15 protein-coding genes and 1 tRNA gene are annotated in these 16803 nt (G+C 43.9%); 6 read left to right on the plus strand and 10 right to left on the minus strand.

The window, feature by feature from the left end:
- Positions 1-18: 18 nt before the first annotated feature.
- The 8 genes from B2089_RS08795 to lnt all read right to left on the minus strand — a co-directional run bounded on the left by B2089_RS08795 (position 19) and on the right by lnt (position 5961).
- Positions 19-450, minus strand: a complete 432-nt coding sequence (locus B2089_RS08795; RefSeq protein WP_296322743.1) for a hypothetical protein — start codon at positions 448-450, stop codon at positions 19-21.
- A 45-nt stretch (positions 451-495) separates the two neighbouring features.
- Entirely contained in the window at positions 496-1449 is a 954-nt protein-coding gene (gene argF / locus B2089_RS08800) for an ornithine carbamoyltransferase (protein WP_296322746.1), read from the minus strand.
- A gap of 85 nt (positions 1450-1534) precedes the next feature.
- Positions 1535-1607: transfer RNA gene (locus tag B2089_RS08805), tRNA-Met, on the minus strand.
- 71 nt (positions 1608-1678) lie between these two features.
- Entirely contained in the window at positions 1679-2164 is a 486-nt protein-coding gene (gene nrdR / locus B2089_RS08810; protein ID WP_296322750.1) for a transcriptional regulator NrdR, read from the minus strand.
- Positions 2165-2202: 38 nt separating this feature from the next.
- A complete protein-coding gene (locus tag B2089_RS08815; protein ID WP_296322753.1) occupies positions 2203-2889 on the minus strand; it encodes a CbiQ family ECF transporter T component in 687 nt (228 codons plus the stop codon).
- 25 nt (positions 2890-2914) lie between these two features.
- Complete coding sequence (locus tag B2089_RS08820) at positions 2915-3649, minus strand: energy-coupling factor ABC transporter ATP-binding protein (RefSeq protein ID WP_296322755.1); 735 nt, start codon at positions 3647-3649, stop codon at positions 2915-2917.
- Between the two features lie 22 nt (positions 3650-3671).
- A complete protein-coding gene (locus B2089_RS08825) occupies positions 3672-4250 on the minus strand; it encodes a biotin transporter BioY (protein ID WP_296322758.1) in 579 nt (192 codons plus the stop codon).
- Positions 4251-4287: 37 nt separating this feature from the next.
- The gene (lnt, locus tag B2089_RS08830; protein ID WP_296322760.1) at positions 4288-5961 is read right to left on the minus strand and encodes an apolipoprotein N-acyltransferase; all 1674 of its coding nucleotides are present in this window, start codon (positions 5959-5961) and stop codon (positions 4288-4290) included.
- A 66-nt stretch (positions 5962-6027) separates the two neighbouring features.
- Between lnt and B2089_RS08835 the strand changes: the two genes are divergently transcribed.
- From B2089_RS08835 to B2089_RS08860, 6 genes are read left to right on the plus strand one after another with little or no spacing between them, the layout of a single operon-like run.
- Positions 6028-7203, plus strand: coding sequence for a galactokinase (locus B2089_RS08835; RefSeq protein WP_296322765.1), 1176 nt, complete (start codon positions 6028-6030; stop codon positions 7201-7203).
- Positions 7196-7975 (plus strand): 5'/3'-nucleotidase SurE, encoded by a 780-nt coding sequence (locus B2089_RS08840; RefSeq protein ID WP_296322769.1) that lies wholly within the window; start codon positions 7196-7198, stop codon positions 7973-7975. The genes B2089_RS08835 and B2089_RS08840 overlap by 8 nt, the downstream gene beginning before the upstream one ends.
- 23 nt (positions 7976-7998) lie before the next feature.
- On the plus strand, positions 7999-8670 hold the full coding sequence (locus B2089_RS08845; protein WP_296322771.1) for a tetratricopeptide repeat protein: 672 nt from the start codon (positions 7999-8001) through the stop codon (positions 8668-8670).
- 23 nt (positions 8671-8693) lie between these two features.
- Positions 8694-10790: a hypothetical protein gene (locus B2089_RS08850; RefSeq protein WP_296322775.1), complete on the plus strand. Its 2097-nt coding sequence runs from the start codon at positions 8694-8696 to the stop codon at positions 10788-10790.
- Between the two features lies 1 nt (position 10791).
- Positions 10792-12066, plus strand: coding sequence for an exonuclease subunit SbcD (gene sbcD / locus B2089_RS08855; protein WP_296322777.1), 1275 nt, complete (start codon positions 10792-10794; stop codon positions 12064-12066).
- Complete coding sequence (locus B2089_RS08860; RefSeq protein ID WP_296322780.1) at positions 12067-15195, plus strand: AAA family ATPase; 3129 nt, start codon at positions 12067-12069, stop codon at positions 15193-15195.
- A 1-nt stretch (position 15196) separates the two neighbouring features.
- On the opposite strand, the gene B2089_RS08865 is transcribed toward B2089_RS08860, so the two are convergent.
- Positions 15197-15568, minus strand: coding sequence for a FeoB-associated Cys-rich membrane protein (locus B2089_RS08865; protein WP_296322782.1), 372 nt, complete (start codon positions 15566-15568; stop codon positions 15197-15199).
- Between the two features lie 74 nt (positions 15569-15642).
- Positions 15643-16803, minus strand: a 1161-nt coding sequence (gene feoB / locus B2089_RS08870) for a ferrous iron transport protein B (protein WP_296686817.1), incomplete at its 5' end; no start/stop codon positions are given.

Here is a 16803-nt window from a genome sequence, read left to right on the forward strand (position 1 = left end):
AAATTAATGGATTATATGCTAGTAGACAATTTCCAGAGTGTCTTTATCGGCATCTTCAACTTTTACGCCGTTGTCAGCAACTCCCCAAACTGGGTTTGCGCGGGAAACCGGAATAGTAAGAAGAACTCGCTCGAATGATCCTTCTCGATTGATGACAGTCATGTAAGGAGTCATTCCTTTTGGAAGAGCTCGGAAACTGAGTTTTGTATCGACACGAGATGCGCTTGAATACCATTTTTTGGGAAGAGTGACGGTTCCAACATCCTGATGACCTTTTGCATACATAACGATGAAAGCGTCTTTATGGTCAAGAATTTTGTAAATCTGTACATTATGGTATGTTACAGTTGATTCCTGATACTCGTATTTGTAGTCTGCCTTTTCTTTTGCTGAAGCAGAGAACAAAAAACCGGCACAGAGCAGTGCTGACAAAATGAATAATTTCTTCATATAAATCTCCTTTGACTTTGTTTGCAGTCTTTTCGCGTGCTTTTCCTAGATGAGTGCCAGCATAATAGCCTTGATAGTATGCTTGCGGTTTTCGGCTTCGTCCCACACCTTGCTTGCAGGGCTTTCGAAAACATCTTCGGTAACTTCCTGACCTGTGACCGCTGGAAGACAATGCATGAAAATTGTATCACTCTTTCCAGTGGCAGCCATTAAGTCTTTGTTTACCTGATAGGGGGTAAGCAGACGCGTGCGTTCCTCTTTGAGCGATTCTTCGCCCATTGAGACCCATACATCAGTATAAAGGCAATCTGCGCCTTTTACAACTGAAATTTGATCAGAAATTTCAATTTTTGCACCACTTTTTGCAGCGAGAGGGGCACAAATCTCCTGAATGTCTTTTGGCGGGAACAATTCTTTGGGAGCGTAGATTGCGAAATTGATGCCGAGTTTTGCAGAGATAATCATAAGGGAGCGGGCAACATTGTTGCGTCCGTCTCCGCAGAATACCCACTTGAGACCTTTGAGTTTGCCGAAATTCTCTTTGAGAGTCATGATGTCGGCCAAAGCCTGAGTTGGGTGGAAATCATCGGTGAGACCGTTGATGACTGGAATGCCTGAAAATTCTGCAAGTTCTTTTACATGAGCCTGCTTGAAGCCCCGGAATTCAATTGCGCTGAACATGCGTCCGAGGACGCGGGCAGTGTCTTTTACTGTCTCTTTGCCGCCAAGCTGAATGTCTAGAGTTGACATGAAGACCGGATGTCCGCCTTCTTCTCCGAAAGCTGTTTCAAAAGAGGAGCGAGTGCGAGTAGAGCGTTTTTCAAAAATAAGTGCTATTGTTTTGCCCAAGAAGCGTTGATGGATTTCACCCGCATGAGCCTGTTTTTTTACCAAAAAAGCATAGTCAAGGATTTGCAAAATCTCTTCCGGCTCGTAATCAAGCCATGTAAGAAGAGAGCGTCCTTTAAAAGGTGAATCAAATTTTTCTGCTTGAATCATAAAGTATTCTATAATTAAGATAATTTTTGGTCAACAGATGAAAAAAAAGAACCCACGACATAAAAAATCGTGGGTTAAAATAAAGTAGGGGCAATAGGACTTGAACCTATGACATACGGAATATGAGTCCGGTGTTCTACCAGCTGGACTATGCCCCCAAGTGATTATTCTATGATATAGACTGGATGAAAAAATGTCAAGTATCCGAAGCCTTAAAAATTATAATTTTTTATGAATTCGGCTTTTTTTCACTTATTTTTGACTTCTTGAGCTTTTTTACTTCGCTGATGAATTCGTCCAAGTCCTCGAAATTTCGGTAGACCGAGGCAAAGCGGATATAGGCTACTTTATCTACATCGTGCAGGCGCTCAAGTATGATTTCACCTAAGTCGGCGGTGGAAATTTCCCGGCTGGACTTCCCCTTCATGAAGGCTGCGTCTTCGATGTCGTTGATGATATTTTCTTTTGTGCTTGATGAGACCGGGCGTTTCTCAAGGGCGCGCTCAATTCCTTTTTCGATTTTTGCCCGGTCGAAGGGCTGGCGGCGGCCGTCTCGTTTTATGACCATGAAGGGCTTTTCTTCGATTCGCTCGTAGCTGGTAAAGCGCATTCCGCAGCTGACACATTCACGGCGGCGGCGGATTGACTCACCGTTTGCCATCGTTCTGGATTCTAGGACTTTATCATCAAGGCTTCCGCAGTAGGGGCATCGCATTTTCTGTCTCCAAAAAGAAATAAATTATGGGGAGAATTCTACAGACTTCGATTCTGAATTGCAAGTGATTTTTCGTATCCCTCCCGCATGGCGACATGAAAGAGCTTGGGAAAAAGGGAAAGTGCCTTAAAAATCGAGTCCTTTCCGCCGCGGGAAAGCCAGGCTCTGTTGAGCCGTGCCCAGAAAGTCGAAATCCGTGGAATAAAGGAGAGTGCGAGGGCAAGGGTGTCTGAGAGGGGGGCTTCGTCTTTTCGGGTGATAAAAGATTCTATCGCAGCGAAGCCGTCCTTGAACTGGCCATGGCTGGTCGTTCGGTAAAAAATCGATGTGATTTCCAGGGAAAGGGCGAGATGAGCCAAAAGAGGAAGGTAGGTGAGATTTGGGATAAAAACCCGTGACAGACCGCCGTAAACTTCTTCCCAAGATGAAACAGGGAAGACGATTTTGGAAAAATGGTTGGCAAGATTCAGGAGGATTGTCGCAAAATAAAGCAAAAAAATGTAGGCAATAACGGGCTTTGCGTCCGACCAGACTTCCGAAATGTGAAAGCGAAGGGCGGTCATAGAAAAAAGAATCAGAACCGGATAGGCGACAAGGCAGATTTTTACCGGAAGATAAAAAGCAAGGATCGCAAGGCTGATGATGAGGAGAATCTTAATCCAGGCCGGAACTTTATGAAGGAAAGTTTCCTGTGTTTTATAATGAAAGAATTGTGCCTTTTCCATAATTGCTCATTGCTAAATGCTAATTTTATCTCCATATTAAATCTTTTACGCTTTCGTATTTTGTTATCGGGTTGCGGATTGCCCATTGCTCAAGGGGAAGTTTTACGGCTTCATCGGGGCTTCCGTCAAAGACCAGTCTTCCTTTTTGCAGAATCAAAAAATGGTCTGCAAGCCCTAGGCATTTTTCAAGTTCATGGGTAAGGAGAATCACCGTCTTTCCCTCGCCGTGCAGGGCAGAAATCAGCTTGTTTACATCCACGACGCCAGGATAGTCAAGGTTTGCGTAAGGCTCGTCAAAGATGATGATGTCCCTCTTCATGGCAAGAATGGAGGCCACTGCCAGCCGGCGTTTTTCGCCGCCAGAGAGAAATTCCGCCGGAAAATCGGCTTTTTCAAGCAAGGCCACGCTTTTGAGGGCATTTTCAACGAGAAGTGGAATCTCTTTTTTGCTCATTTTAAGATTCTTGGGGCCCACGGAGACATCTTCCCTTGCGGTGTCTCCCAGAATCTGTGTGGCCGCATCCTGAAAGACAAGGCCTGGCTTTGAAACCACGGTGATTTTTCCAGCGGAGGGCTTCATAAGAGAGGAAATCAAGAGCATGAGCACGCTCTTTCCGCTGCCGTTGGCTCCGCCTACAATGGTGACGCTGCCTTTTTCCACTGAAAAGGAAATGTCGAGCAAGGCGGGCGTTTTTTTCCCGTCAGGAGAAGCAGAGGCGAAGGATTTAGATACATGTTCAAGTTTTACAGCTGATTCCATTTTTTACCACAGATGTCAGGAATTATTCCTCATTTTCTAAATATCTTGCTGCGATTGGGCGCAGGCTTGCCGTGAGGGGAATCGTAATCAGCCATTTAATCAAATCTCCCGGAATGAAGGGAATGAATGTGAGTTTTAATGCTGACTGGAAGGTCTGGGGCTTTCCCTTGCCCGCCATGACATGCATGAACCATGGAATTCCGGGCAGGTAGACGATGGCATAGGCGATAAAGGCAAAAATTGCGATTTTAAGGATGAATCGCCAGTCTTTTTTGTTTTCGCTGAGGCTGGGGGATCTGAGCATAAGACCGAGGAAGAGGGAACCCAGGGCATAACCCCACATGTAGCCTCCCGTTGGGCCTAAAATGATTGCCAGACCTCCGTGGGCGTTGGCAAAGACCGGAATTCCCACGGCACCGATAATCATCCACAAAAGAACGGCCGCTCCTCCGTAAAAAGAGCCTAAAATTCCCCCGGCGAGAATGGCGAAAAGATTCTGCACGGTGATTGGAACTCCGCCTGGAAGTGGAATGGCGATGACACAGCCGATGGAGATGAGGGCCGCGAAAAGGGCCGTGAAGACATATTTTTTTGGATTCATATTGTTAACCTCTTTATTGATTTTGTTGTTAACAATCTTAAACGCTCTTTTCTGGAAAGTCAAGGGAGACTTCTATTTGTTCGAATCTCTGTTTGTAAATCTTGACTAAAAGCAAGGCGAATGCAAGGAAAATGAGAGTGTAAGGTAACCAGTTGCCGAAAAGGGCATAAACTGTTGTTTTTCTTTCATAAATCGGTACTTCGTAGGCAAGTGCACCTTCTTCAAAAAGTGGAAGATCGGCGAGAACCTTACCATTTGAGTCAATTACGACTGTGTATCCTGCATTTGCCGAGCGGACTGTCGTACTTCGGTATTCAATTGAGCGGTAATGCGCAACGACGAAATGCTGGATTTCCGCTGATTTTGTTTTTGACCATGAGTCATTTGTGATGTTTACGAAAATTTCGCTTCCGTTTTTGTACAGGGCCCGGCAGACTTCATGTGCGGAATCGTCAAAGCAGATTGGTGTCGATATGCAGACTTCATTTCCGTTTTGAAGAGGAATCGTGAATGTTCTCGCTTCTTTTCCTGGAGTCCAGCCGTATGAAAATCCGACCATGCTTTTTAGGATTTTTTGGATAATCTCAAAATTTCGGAATGGAATGAGTTCGGCGAATGGAACCAAATGCATTTTTGTGTATGCGCCTGCATAATTTCCGTCTTTATCAAAGAGCAGGGCTGAATTTCCGAATTCTCGTTTTTCTTCGTTGAAAACAATGGGTCCTCCTATGATGAATGGAGTTTGATTTTGTTTTATGAAGGGAATGAGTGGGTTTTCGGCTGGCATGTGACGGTAATAGACTTCCCCCATTGGAAATCTCTGGGATAGGACGGCCTCGCTCCATACGACGAGATCGCAATTTTTTCCTTCAGTTTTGAAATTGTCGAGCTGGGTTTGTGTTAGACTCTGGGCTTTTCTGATGTTTTCGCTCTCATTCCTGCGTGATGGATTCCTGTTTTGCTGTACGAGAATTGTGTTCATTGTTTTTACGGGAACTTGTTTTTGTGAAAGGCGTGCGAAACCGTAAGTAAATGAGATGAGGAAGAGTGCAAGCGTCAGTAAGCTTAACTGGAGGTATGATGTGAAACGCCTCTTTCCAGCTTCTGAATTTGTGACTTGCCCTAACAGGATTGTGCCTTCTCCTAGAGTGGCCGAGAAAAGAGCAAAGAGGAATGTGATTCCGTATACGCCCGTGATGTCTGCAATTTGAGTGAGTGAATTCCATTTGTAGGCTGTCATTGATAGCGTACCCCAGGGGTATGCCAAAAATCCAGTCGATTTGCAGTATTCCCAAATTACATAAATTGCTGTGAACCAAAGGGCTCTAAATGAAATAAAAGAGCTTTTTATGCCGGCAGTTTCTTCGAGAACCTGCGTTTTTTTCGTAAAAAGAACTGGTGCATAAAATCCCAATGAGAAAAATCCTTCGAAAAAACCTGTTCCGAGATCTGAGGCTCCCAGAGTGAAAATTGCGAATCCCATGAAATTTCCAAGCCAGAAACTTGAAAGCAGGTGGGTGAGGGCACCGTGAATAAAGCAGAGAAGAAAAGTCTCTGGGAGAGACCGTGTGAATCTAAGTGCGATATAAAAAGGAAAAAGCGCGAAAAGACCTATGAGCGGGGAGCCGAAAAATAGGATTTCATTTGGAATTGCTAGTGCGATAAGTAGTGCTGACAGAATCGTACAAAAAATTTGTAAAAATCGGGACATTGTGTTATTATTCTATTAAGTTGCATTTAAAAAAGCAATTGATTGTACAATTCGGTGGGGGATTCTATGGATCTTGTAAAAGATATTCATAAGTCAGAGTACGGTGAGCTTCCTTCTGTGGTGGTCTGCACTCCGGGGCGCTTTCATTTAATCGGTGAGCATTCATGGTTCTTCAAGGACAAAACTCTTTCCATGGGCATTAATCTGCCCGTGTATGTGGCAGTTTCCTTTCGTGATGACAATGCATTTTCTTTTTATTTCCCGCAGTTAAAAGACCGAAAGAAGATTTCTCAGGCGGCGATGAAATTCCGCAAGGAAGACCGTTGGGCAAATTCAATAAAGGCAATGATTTACGGCTTCACTTCCGGTGGCTTTGAAGTTAAAGGCATGAATTTCACTGTCTATTCCGACATCCTTCCTTCTGGTGGATTCGGAATAACCACTGCTATAAAGGTCGGCGCGGCCTACGCTATCCGTGAGCTTCACGATTTTAAATGCGATGAGAATCAGTTGATTCAGGTTATTTCCAGGGGAAATATCAAATTTTTGGGATCCAACAATTATCTTTCTGCGATTCTTACTGCTGTTCATACCGAAAAGAATTCAATCGTACTTACCGATCATACAACAAAATCCTATGAGATTCTTCCCTTTAATTTCCCGGAAAAAAAGATTGTTCTGGTTGACACAAAGGTACCGAGGGTCAGCATCTGGAACGAAGAGATTTTACGGGAGCCAGAGAGCGCCCTTCTTCTTGGTGAGTTGAAAGACCGTCGCTCATATATCCGGGGTGGCTGGACTTATGAAGAAAATCCCCATGAGGTCAATCTTGTCCTTTCTATGGCTCCGGAATTCATTCATCAAAAACTAAACAGCGTAATTAAAGAGCATCAGTTCGTCCTTGACGCATGGGACGGTCTTGAAAAAGGGGTCTTTGGTAAATTCGCCAGGGCTGTCAACCACAGTCACGAGAATATGCGGGATGAATACGATATTTCCTGCCCGGAGATTGACTGGATTTTAAAGCGGCTTTCCGAAATCAACCCAAACAATGATGATTCGCGCAATCCTTTCAATTGCGGTCGCATAACGGGAAAGGGCTTCGGACGCTGTCTCTATGCCATTCTTGACGAAAAGGATGTTCCTGAATTCAACAACAAACTTTCTGAATTCACCAAAATTTTCGGTTTCAAGGCGTCAAGTTATATTGTTGAGCCTGCTCAGGGAGTGCATTTTGTCTAGTTTCGCCCAGAATCAGCGTAAAAAGATTCTTGTTACGAATGATGACGGCATAGAAGGCGAGGGCTTGAAGGTTCTTGTTTCCATGCTCTCAAAGGTCGCTGATGTGTACATTCTTGCTCCTGACTCAAACCGCTCGGCTGTCTCAAGCAAAATCTCTATGGGAAAAAGGCTTTCTTATCAAAAAATAGGCGAAAATATTTATACTTGTTCAGGAACTCCCGCCGACTGCGTGATTTCCGCCCTTACTTCACCCCTTTTTCCTTTCCGCTTCGATGCTGTTTTTTCGGGAATCAATGCCGGGCCGAACATGGGAACGGATGTCATTTATTCGGGGACTTGCGCCGCGGCCCGTCAGGCGGTTTTTATGGGCCTTCCTGGAATTGCAGTGAGCCTTGAGTCCGAATTCCTGGATTATGCCCGCACTGGCTTTAATTTTGAGCCACTTGCTGAATTCTGCGCCAGGAATCTCGATGAGCTGATTTCTTTGTGCAGTGGAGATGTTTTTGTAAGTCTCAACGCCACTTCCGCCGATAGTTATAAAGAAGCGCTTTTTGCTTCCGGCTGCGTGCGGGATTATGGCGATAAGGTTTCCTTTGACGGCTCTGATTTGGAACAGGAATTTTCGGGGCTGTGTGAAAGCGAAGGCATTTCAGTTTCAGGAAGGCCTGATTCTGATTACAATATCGCACGGAGCGGAAAAATTGCCGTTTCGCTCATCTATGCTGAGCCTGTGCTCAAAGAGATGAATAAAAAACTGGATTTTAAGTTCTGAATTGGCTTTTCGCGGGAGGGCGTATGGCTAATACTATTCTTCATGAGGGCATCAAAAAGTACCAGAGTGCTGATTATAATGGTGCTCTTGCTTTTTTCCTTTCTCTGCCAGAAAGCGATGATATCGACAATATTGAGCTGGCCTATTACATCGGTTTGTGTTATGCGAAACTGGAGCACTATGACGATGCGCTTTTGTATTTGGAACAGGTCGTTACTGGAGGTGCGGAACTTGACCGCGTCTTGCAATGCCGCTATGTGCTTGCGGTGATTTACGCGAACAGCGGGCGCAAAAAACTCGCCGAGTTTGAGCTGAACAAACTTCTGGAGTCTGGATACAAGCCGGCTTCTGTTTATTCTTCCCTTGCCTATGTCGCATGGAAGCAGGATGATGTTGAGAAATCCCTTGAATTTTACAGAAAGGCAATAGAGATTGAGCCTGAAAACAGCACGGCCTTGAACGGTATGGGCTATGTTCTTGCTTGTGAGAACCGTGACTTAACCAAGGCTCTCTCATTCTGCAAGCGAGCTTTGAGCAAACAACCTGATTCTGCGGCTTGCCTTGACTCTGTGGGCTGGGTTTATCTCAAGCTCGGACTTATGGAAGACGCTTTCAAGTATCTCAATCAGGCTCAGGAAAAGCTTCCTCAGAATGAAGAGATTGCTGAGCACCTTCGTATTGCGCATGAACATTAAAAATTAACGGTTAGGAATAAGGAATGATAAATTATAAGAACAAATGTAAAAAGTTTTTTGCCTTTTTTCTCTTTGCGGCAGGTTTTTCTGCTTTTTCCCAACAGAGCGGGGCTTTTAAAAGCGAAGAGGCGAATGCGCGCTCTTCAATTGGTGCAAGAAGTGCGTCTTCAGGTCTTGCGGAACAGGAATTTCGTCGTGGCGTACAGGCCTATTACCGTGGTGCCTTCAATGACGCAATCTTACAATTTGAAAAATCACTTTCATATCTTCCAGAAGAAAATATTATCCTCGATTGGCTTGGAAAGGCTTATTATCGCTCTGGCGTAGAGGGAGCTGCCCTTGAGCACTGGCAGTATGCGGCAAATGAAGGATATGGCGGCCTTTTACTCCAGAACCGGATTGAAATTGTCCGTGACCGTCGTTTGCTTGCTGGCGGTGCCCTTGACAAGCCTGTACGCTATACTGAGTCTGGAAGCTATTCTGGAAAGAACAGTGAGGGCATTTATGTCTTCAATCAGCCTGTTTCAGTATTACCCAACAATGACGGCACGATGTGGGTTCTTTCCTATGCGACGAACGAGCTTTTAAAACTTGATTTAAATGGTCTTGTTATTGAGCGAAACGGCGGATATTTTAACGGATTTGATCGCCCCATGGATGTGATCCGCCTGCATAACGGAAACCTGCTTGTTAGTGAATTCGCCGGTGACAGGGTGAGCATGTTCTCTCCAAAAGGCACTTTTATCAAATCTTTCGGTGAAAAGGGAACAAAGGTCGGAGCTTTGGTCGGTCCCCAATATCTTGCGGAAGATTCAGACGGTAACATTTATGTCTCTGATTTCGGAAATTCTCGAATTGATGTTTTTGATGCCGAGGGAAAGCCTCTCTTTTTCTTTGGTACGAAATCTGACGATTTCGCCGGGTTAAAAGGACCTACTGGAATCGCCGTTTATGAGAATATTGTTTATGTCGCTGATTGCCTTACGGGAGCGGTGCATCGTTTTGATGTCTCTGGAAACTATTTAGGTCTCCTCTGCAAAAACAAGACATTCAAAAAGCCTGAGTCAATGAAACGCTGGGGACGATATCTTGTTGTTTGTGATAAAAATAAAGTCTATTCTGTAGATTCTGACACAGGCGCTCTCTTTGAAAATCTTTCTTCTGGAAACGCACCGTCACGACTTACGAGCGCAGTTCCTGACATCAACGGAAATATTCTGGTCACGGATTTTTCTTCAAATGAAGTTTATGTCATGGCAAAACTTTCGGAGGTTGTCGGTGGTCTTTTCGTGCAGATTGAGCGCGTAATATCGGATTCATTCCCCCATGTCACCATTGAGGTGAAAGTTGAGAACCGTTCCCGCCAGAGTGTGGTCGGTCTCAAAGAAAACAATTTCTTAATTACAGAGAACAAGGCGGCTGTCCAAAACTACAAGCTTGAGGGTGCTGCTTATGCGAATGAAAATGCAGACATCACTCTCTTAATTGACCGTTCTTTATCATCAGGCCGTTACGAAGAGAGTCTTGAGAGCGCTGTAAAGGAAATAGCAGCTTCAATGGAAAATCGTGGTACACTCAGAATCGTAAGTGCAGGAGCTGTTCCTCTTATCGAATATGAAGGCTCTCCCAGCGGTGTAAGTAATTTCAAGGCTAAGAATCTGAAGAATCCTCTTTCATCTACTGTTGCCCTTGATGTTGCTGTTCGTATGTGCGCTAACAATCTTATCAATGCGGCAAAGAAAAGTGCGATTCTTTATATTGGTGACGGACATGTTACCCAGAATGCTTTTGACAAATACGGTCTTTCAGATTTAAACGCATATTTAAACAATAACTCTATTGGATTTGCGAATTTGCTTTTGGCACAAGGAGCGAGTGATAGTGAGCTCAATTTCCTTTGCTCGCATACCGAGGGCGGTGAATATTATGTTTACCGGGATGAGGGGCTTTCTTCAATCGTGGACGATATAATTAACATTCCGTCTGGCATTTATGTTCTTTCTTATGATTCGGCTCTTGCGACTGATTTCGGACAGAAATATCTTCCGGTGGAGGTCGAGTCTTTTATCATGAACAGAAGCGGTCGTGATGAGACCGGCTATTTTGCTCCATTGCAATAAGATGCGATTCATTCACACTGCGGACTGGCATCTTGGAAATCAGATGCATGACATCGACCGAAAAGAAGAATACGAGGCATTTTTCCGTTTTTTAAAGACAAAAATTGTCGAAAAAGAAGCGGAAAGCCTCATCGTGGCGGGAGATGTTTTTGATACGGTAAATCCCAGCCTTGAAGCCCGCCGTCTTTACTACACTTTTCTTGCATCCCTCGTGGAGTCTCCTTGTAAAAATGTGATTATAGTTGGCGGAAATCACGATTCTTCAGCTCTTCTTGACAGTGCGAAAGAGCTTCTTGAAGTCCTTAATATCCGTGTGGTCGGCTCAATCTCAAATCTTAGCTTTTCTGAAATGTGCTTTGAGTTAAAAAATTCTAAAGGCGAGGTTTCAGGAATTTGCATGGCTCTTCCTTTTGTGCGTGAGCTTGAACTTAGAAATCTTCTTGATGAAAAATCAAAAAAAATCGAGGACGCTGATTTATACTCTCTTTCTTATAAAAAACTCTATGATGTCCTTTTTGCAGAAGCGGAAAAACTCAGGGCAGGAAGAAATATTCCCCTTATTGCTACGGGACACTTGTATGCTTCTGACTTGGATGGGCGGCTTTCAGAAAAAAAATCCAGCGAGAAGACAGATGATGGCATGAAAGTTCTTGATGTTCTTGGAACTTTGGGAGCAGTGCCGCCTTCTGTCTTTCCAAAAGTTGATTATGTCGCCCTCGGACATATTCATTATGCTACGATGGTTGCAAAAAATCCTTCAGTCAGATATTCAGGTTCTCCCTTTGTCATGGGCTTTGACGAGGCGAATTTAAGCCACGGTTTTCTCTGCGTAACGATTGACGAAAAAAAATCCCTCTCTGTCGAAAAAATTGAGTCTCCTCATACATTTATTTATCGCCGAATTTCTCTCTCTCTTTCTGAAATAAAAAATGAACTTGAAAGACTAAAAAAAATAGGCGGTGATAAAAAAACTTTCCTTGAACTGTATTACAAAAAGGAAATCGGCGTGAATGCTCAGGAATATCTTGATGAAGAAATTCGCTCACTCCCTGAAAATATTTCTGTTGTTAGCTGGAAAATTGCCGAGAGTGAAAAGTCTTTCTTTTCTTCAGGATTTGAGAATTTTGACGCCAGCGAAATAAAAAATCTCGATGATAAGGCCGTTTTTACCGAACTCATTCTTTCAAAGTCAGGTTTGGAAGCAGAAAGTGAAGAAGGCAAAGCTGCCCTTGAAAAATTTCTGCCCTTGTTTATGAAAATCGCCGGAGAAGCCTAGATGCGGATTTTAAAACTTGAACTTGAAAACCTCAATTCTCTTAAAGGTAAGTGGACCATTGATTTTAGTCATGAGGATTATGCAAAAAATCATGATATTTTTGTGATTTCAGGTCCCACTGGAGCCGGAAAAACTACGATTTTGGACGCGATAACCCTTGCTCTTTACGGAAAAACTCCTCGTCTTCAGGCAATAAACAATGGGGAGGGTGGAAACGAAATAATGACAAGGGGAACAGGTTTTTGCCGCGCAAGTGTCACCTATTCTTGTAAAAAAGGAATTTTCTGCTCTGAATTCCAGCAAAACAGGGCAGGCATGAAGGCAAATGGAAATCTTCAGAGGGCATCTTATAAAATTACGAAAATTGAGAGCGGGAATGCTGATTTAGGGGATTTGTTCGCGCCTTCAAGCTGCGTCATTGATCAGGGAACAGCCTCAAATCTTGAGAAATCAACTCAAAAAATAATTCAGCTTGATTACAAACAATTTTGCCGGTCGATTATGCTGGCACAGGGTGAATTCAGCGCTTTTTTGGAAAGTGATGCTCGTGAAAGAGCGGAAATCCTTGAAAAACTGACAGGAACGGAACGCTATAGAAAAATTGCTCAAAATATTGCGGAAAAATTCAAAGAGATCAAAAAAAATTATAATTTAAAAAAGAGCGAAAAAGAGGAAATCGAAAAACTCATCCTTGATGAAGACAAGCTTCGTCAGGCCGAAGAAAATGCCGTCTTGTTTGAAAAGGAACTTGCAGAAAATGACCAGAAGAGCGTGGAGATTCAAAAAGAGCTTGCTTTTTTTGAGGAACTTGAACGCTTGCAAAAAGAGCTTTCACTGGCACAAAATGAAAAATCCCTGGTCGAAGATGAGATTGCCGCTTTCAAAGAAGAAGAAAAAAGACTGCTTTTGGCTCAATCTGCAAAAAATTGTGAGACGGAATTTTTAATTCTCCAGAATCACCGTAATGCTCAGAAAAACGACGAAAAACAAATGATTCTCCTTGATGAGCAGATGAGCCGTGCCGAGAAAGATTTTTCCGTGGCAAAAGAGCGATCTTCTGCCTTGAAAACAGAATTAATTGTGGAAGAGAATTCCCTTTCTGATTTGCAAGTAGTCTGGAAAAAAACCAGGGAACTTGATGTTCAGATTCAGAATGCCTTTGAAAAGGCGGGAGAAGCTGCCATCCGAAAAGAAAAGAGCCTGTTCCTTCAAAAATCAAGCGAAGAAAAAATCGCCGCCCTTACAGATGAAGTTTCCATTCTTGAAAAAAATGCTTTTTCTCTTTCTGAATATCTTGAGCAGCACAAAAATGACGAAAAACTCTCTGAAATAAAGGCTAAAATTGAGACACTGAAAAATTCTGCTGTCATGGAAGATAAAAAGGCTGGCGAATTTGAAGAGTCCGAAAAATCGCTTTCTAAAAAAAATGCTGACTTAGAAAAAGAAATTGCCCTTGCGGAAGAAGAATTACGGAATTTGGAAGAAGAGATAAGCCGTTTTATTTCCGCTGATGCTCTTTTTATTGCCAGCCTGCTGAAATCCCGGCTTTCTGATGGAGAGCCTTGTCCTGTTTGTGGCTCAACTTATCATTCGCAGCATGATATTGCCGAAATTGACGCTGAAAAAGCCCATGCGATTGGCGAAAAAAGTTCGGCTCTTTCGGCGCGTCGGGAAGAAGTCCTTGACCTGATTCAGAATTTGAAAAATCACTTGGAGTCGGTAAAAAATGATAAAAAAAATGCCGTTGAAAATCTGAAAAATGCAAAAAATGCCATAAATCTTTACCTTGAACAGATAAACGAACTTTTGTTTCCATGGGGGAAAAGGGCGGAACTTTCAAATCTTGAAAATCTCATTTCTGAGCTACAGGAACTTTCCTTGCAATGGACAAAAAAATCAGCGGAATTTTCTTCGCTTGAGAGTGATAAAGCTTCAAAAGAAGCGGAAATTCGCGCCCTTTCAGATTCCCTTGAATCTCAAAAAGAAGAAGCGTCAAGGACCGGTGAAGAATCAAAAATTGCCGATTCCAAGCTTGAAAGCCTTAAAAATGAAAGAAAAGAACTTTTCGGTGAAGAATCTGTTGATGAGGCCGAAAAAACAAAGACTGAACTCATTTCCCGTTTGCGAATGGATTTTGAAAATTCAGAAAAAGCCGAAAGAATAGCTGAATCACAAAAATCGGGTCTGGAGGCAAAAAAAGCCCAGCTTTCTGAAAGAATCGAAAATCGAAAGTCGGTTTTATCCGAATCAGAGAAAGCATTTAAAGAAAAACTTTCTGAAAAGGGCTTTTCTTCTGAGGAAGCTTTTTCTGCTGCCTGCATGACAGAAAATGAATTTGACTTGCTTGTAAAAAAATCAGAAGACTTAAAAAAACGGGGCAGTCAGGTCAGTGTCACGCTTTCAAATGCAGAAAAATCTTATTCTGATTACAAAAAAGGCGCGAAATCTTGCCGGACAAAAGAAGAAGCGCTTGCCGAGGCTGAAAATTGTGCCCTCAAGCGGGAAGAGTTTCAGAAAAATCTCATTGAAGCAAAGTCTCTTTTACAGACGAACCAGCAGAATCTCCTTAGGGCGGAGAAAATTCGCTCTGAATTTGAACTTTTATACGAAGAATTTTCGACTTGGGAGCAGATGGATAAATGGATTGGCAAGGCTGACGGCTCTGATGTGTCGGTTTTTGTTCAGAGCCTTGCTTTTAATTCACTTTTGAATCTTGCGAACAAAAATCTTTTTGGAATTACGAATCGTTACCGTGTGGTGCAAAAATCACCTCTTTCCCTTGAATTTGAAATACAAGACATTTATTTTGACCAGACTCGTTCCATCGCAAATCTTTCTGGAGGGGAAAAATTTTTGGTGAGTCTTTCTTTTGCCTTGGGAATTTCCGAATTTGCCAGCCGCAATGTCCGGGTCGATTCCCTTTTTTTGGATGAAGGATTTGGAACTCTTTCAGGGGAGCTTTTAACGGAAGCTATAAATGCTCTCAAAAATCTTCAGAAAGACGGTAAAATGCTGGGAATCATAACCCATGTTCAGGATGTCATAAACGAAATTGACCAGAGAATCGAAGTAAAGCCGCTTGCCCTTGGTCACAGCGAATTATTTGGAAGCGGAATAGCTTCTCGTTAAATTACCGACGAATTGATTTAAGGGTGTAGCCGGTCTCTTTGATGACGGCACGGACTCTTTCTTCGTCCAGAGGCTCCTCGCTTTCAATCTGCGTGATTCCGGTCTTGTGGCTGGATTTGACGCTCTTGACGGAAAAATTGTTGCGGATTGCCTCGTTTATATGGCTTTCGCACATTGGACACATCATGCCGTCAATTTCAAGGACAGTCGCATGAAGTCCGCTTTTCCCCTCCTTGTGGCATTTTCCGCCCATAGCGCAGGCAGCACAGCCGCTTGAGCATGAGTGTTTTCCTTTCTTTTTGTTCCTTACAAGGCTTAGAATTATAAGCGAAACGATTGCAAGTAAAAGAAGCCCTACGATAATGTTTCCCATAAAAAATCCTTTCCCAAAGGGAGTAAAAAAAGCCGGAGAAAACTTTTGCTTCCTCCGGCCGACTTTATTTTAGCTTATTTACCGACATTAACATTTGTTGTCAAAGTCTTGGCCTCGCTGTACTTCTTGAAGAAGAGCATGTAAACGAGGCAGGCAAGGGCTGCGAGGGCGAAAATAAGGCCGATTACATTGACATTGCCTGTGAAGAGCTTACCCAGCTGGTTAATCAGGAATGCGATTACATAGGCGAAGCCGCACTGGTAGCCGATTGCAAACCAAGTCCACTTCGCGTTGTTCATCTCTCGCTTGATTGCGCCGATTGCGGCAAAACACGGAGCACAGAGCAGGTTGAAGACCAGGAATGAGTAGCCGGTGATTCCGTTGAAAGCCTGACCGATTGCCTGATATGCCGTGAGCTCTCCTGAGCCGTAGAGAATGCCCATGGTTCCTACGATGTTTTCTTTTGCCACCAATCCCGTGACCGAAGCGACCACAGCCTGCCAGTTGCCCCAGCCTAAAGGAGCGAAAATCCAGGCGATGCAGCTTCCGATTTTAGCAAGGATTGAAGAGTCAAGCTGCTCCTCAGAGAGCATTCCGAATCCTTCCTCAGTCCAGCCGAAGAATGAAAGGAACCAGACGACAATCGTTGAAAGCAAGATGATTGTTCCTGCTTTTTTGATGAATGACCAGCCTCGCTCCCACATTGAGCGCAGGACGTTGCCCAAAGTCGGCATGTGGTAGGCAGGAAGCTCCATTACGAAGGGGGCCGGGTTTCCGGCGAACATCTTTGTCTTTTTGAGCATGATTCCCGACATGACGATTGCCGCCATACCGATGAAGTAGGCTGATGTGGCAACCCAAGCCGAGCCCGCGAAGATTGCGCCTGCGACCATGGCGATGAAAGGAACTTTTGCTCCGCAAGGAATGAAAGTCGTCGTCATGATTGTCATACGGCGGTCGCGCTCGTTTTCAATCGTGCGGCTTGCCATGACGCCGGGAATACCGCAGCCGGTTCCCACCAGCATAGGGATGAATGATTTTCCAGAAAGTCCGAACTTGCGGAAGATTCGGTCAAGGACGAAGGCGATTCTGGCCATGTAACCGCAGGCCTCAAGGAAGGCCAAAAGGAGGAAGAGAACCAGCATCTGGGGAACAAAGCCCAAAACCGCGCCAACGCCGGCCACGATTCCGTCAAGGATAAGGCCACTGAGCCATTCCGCGCATCCGGCCTTTTC

It is taken from the genome of Treponema sp. UBA3813, assembly GCA_002368605.1.
Classification (GTDB): Bacteria; Spirochaetota; Spirochaetia; order Treponematales; family Treponemataceae; genus Treponema_D.

Bases quoted from the DNA above. Each gene is read 5' to 3' on its own strand.
- B2089_RS08835 (WP_296322765.1), top strand. From the start codon at position 6,028: ATGGATCTTGTAAAAGATATTCATAAGTCAGAGTACGGTGAGCTTCCT.
- argF (WP_296322746.1), bottom strand. From the start codon at position 1,449: ATGATTCAAGCAGAAAAATTTGATTCACCTTTTAAAGGACGCTCTCTT.
- B2089_RS08815 (WP_296322753.1), bottom strand. From the start codon at position 2,889: ATGGAAAAGGCACAATTCTTTCATTATAAAACACAGGAAACTTTCCTT.
- B2089_RS08795 (WP_296322743.1), bottom strand. From the start codon at position 450: ATGAAGAAATTATTCATTTTGTCAGCACTGCTCTGTGCCGGTTTTTTG.
- nrdR (WP_296322750.1), bottom strand. From the start codon at position 2,164: ATGCGATGCCCCTACTGCGGAAGCCTTGATGATAAAGTCCTAGAATCC.
- B2089_RS08865 (WP_296322782.1), bottom strand. From the start codon at position 15,568: ATGGGAAACATTATCGTAGGGCTTCTTTTACTTGCAATCGTTTCGCTT.
- B2089_RS08825 (WP_296322758.1), bottom strand. From the start codon at position 4,250: ATGAATCCAAAAAAATATGTCTTCACGGCCCTTTTCGCGGCCCTCATC.
- B2089_RS08820 (WP_296322755.1), bottom strand. From the start codon at position 3,649: ATGGAATCAGCTGTAAAACTTGAACATGTATCTAAATCCTTCGCCTCT.
- sbcD (WP_296322777.1), top strand. From the start codon at position 10,792: ATGCGATTCATTCACACTGCGGACTGGCATCTTGGAAATCAGATGCAT.
- lnt (WP_296322760.1), bottom strand. From the start codon at position 5,961: ATGTCCCGATTTTTACAAATTTTTTGTACGATTCTGTCAGCACTACTT.
- B2089_RS08860 (WP_296322780.1), top strand. From the start codon at position 12,067: ATGCGGATTTTAAAACTTGAACTTGAAAACCTCAATTCTCTTAAAGGT.
- B2089_RS08850 (WP_296322775.1), top strand. From the start codon at position 8,694: ATGATAAATTATAAGAACAAATGTAAAAAGTTTTTTGCCTTTTTTCTC.
- B2089_RS08845 (WP_296322771.1), top strand. From the start codon at position 7,999: ATGGCTAATACTATTCTTCATGAGGGCATCAAAAAGTACCAGAGTGCT.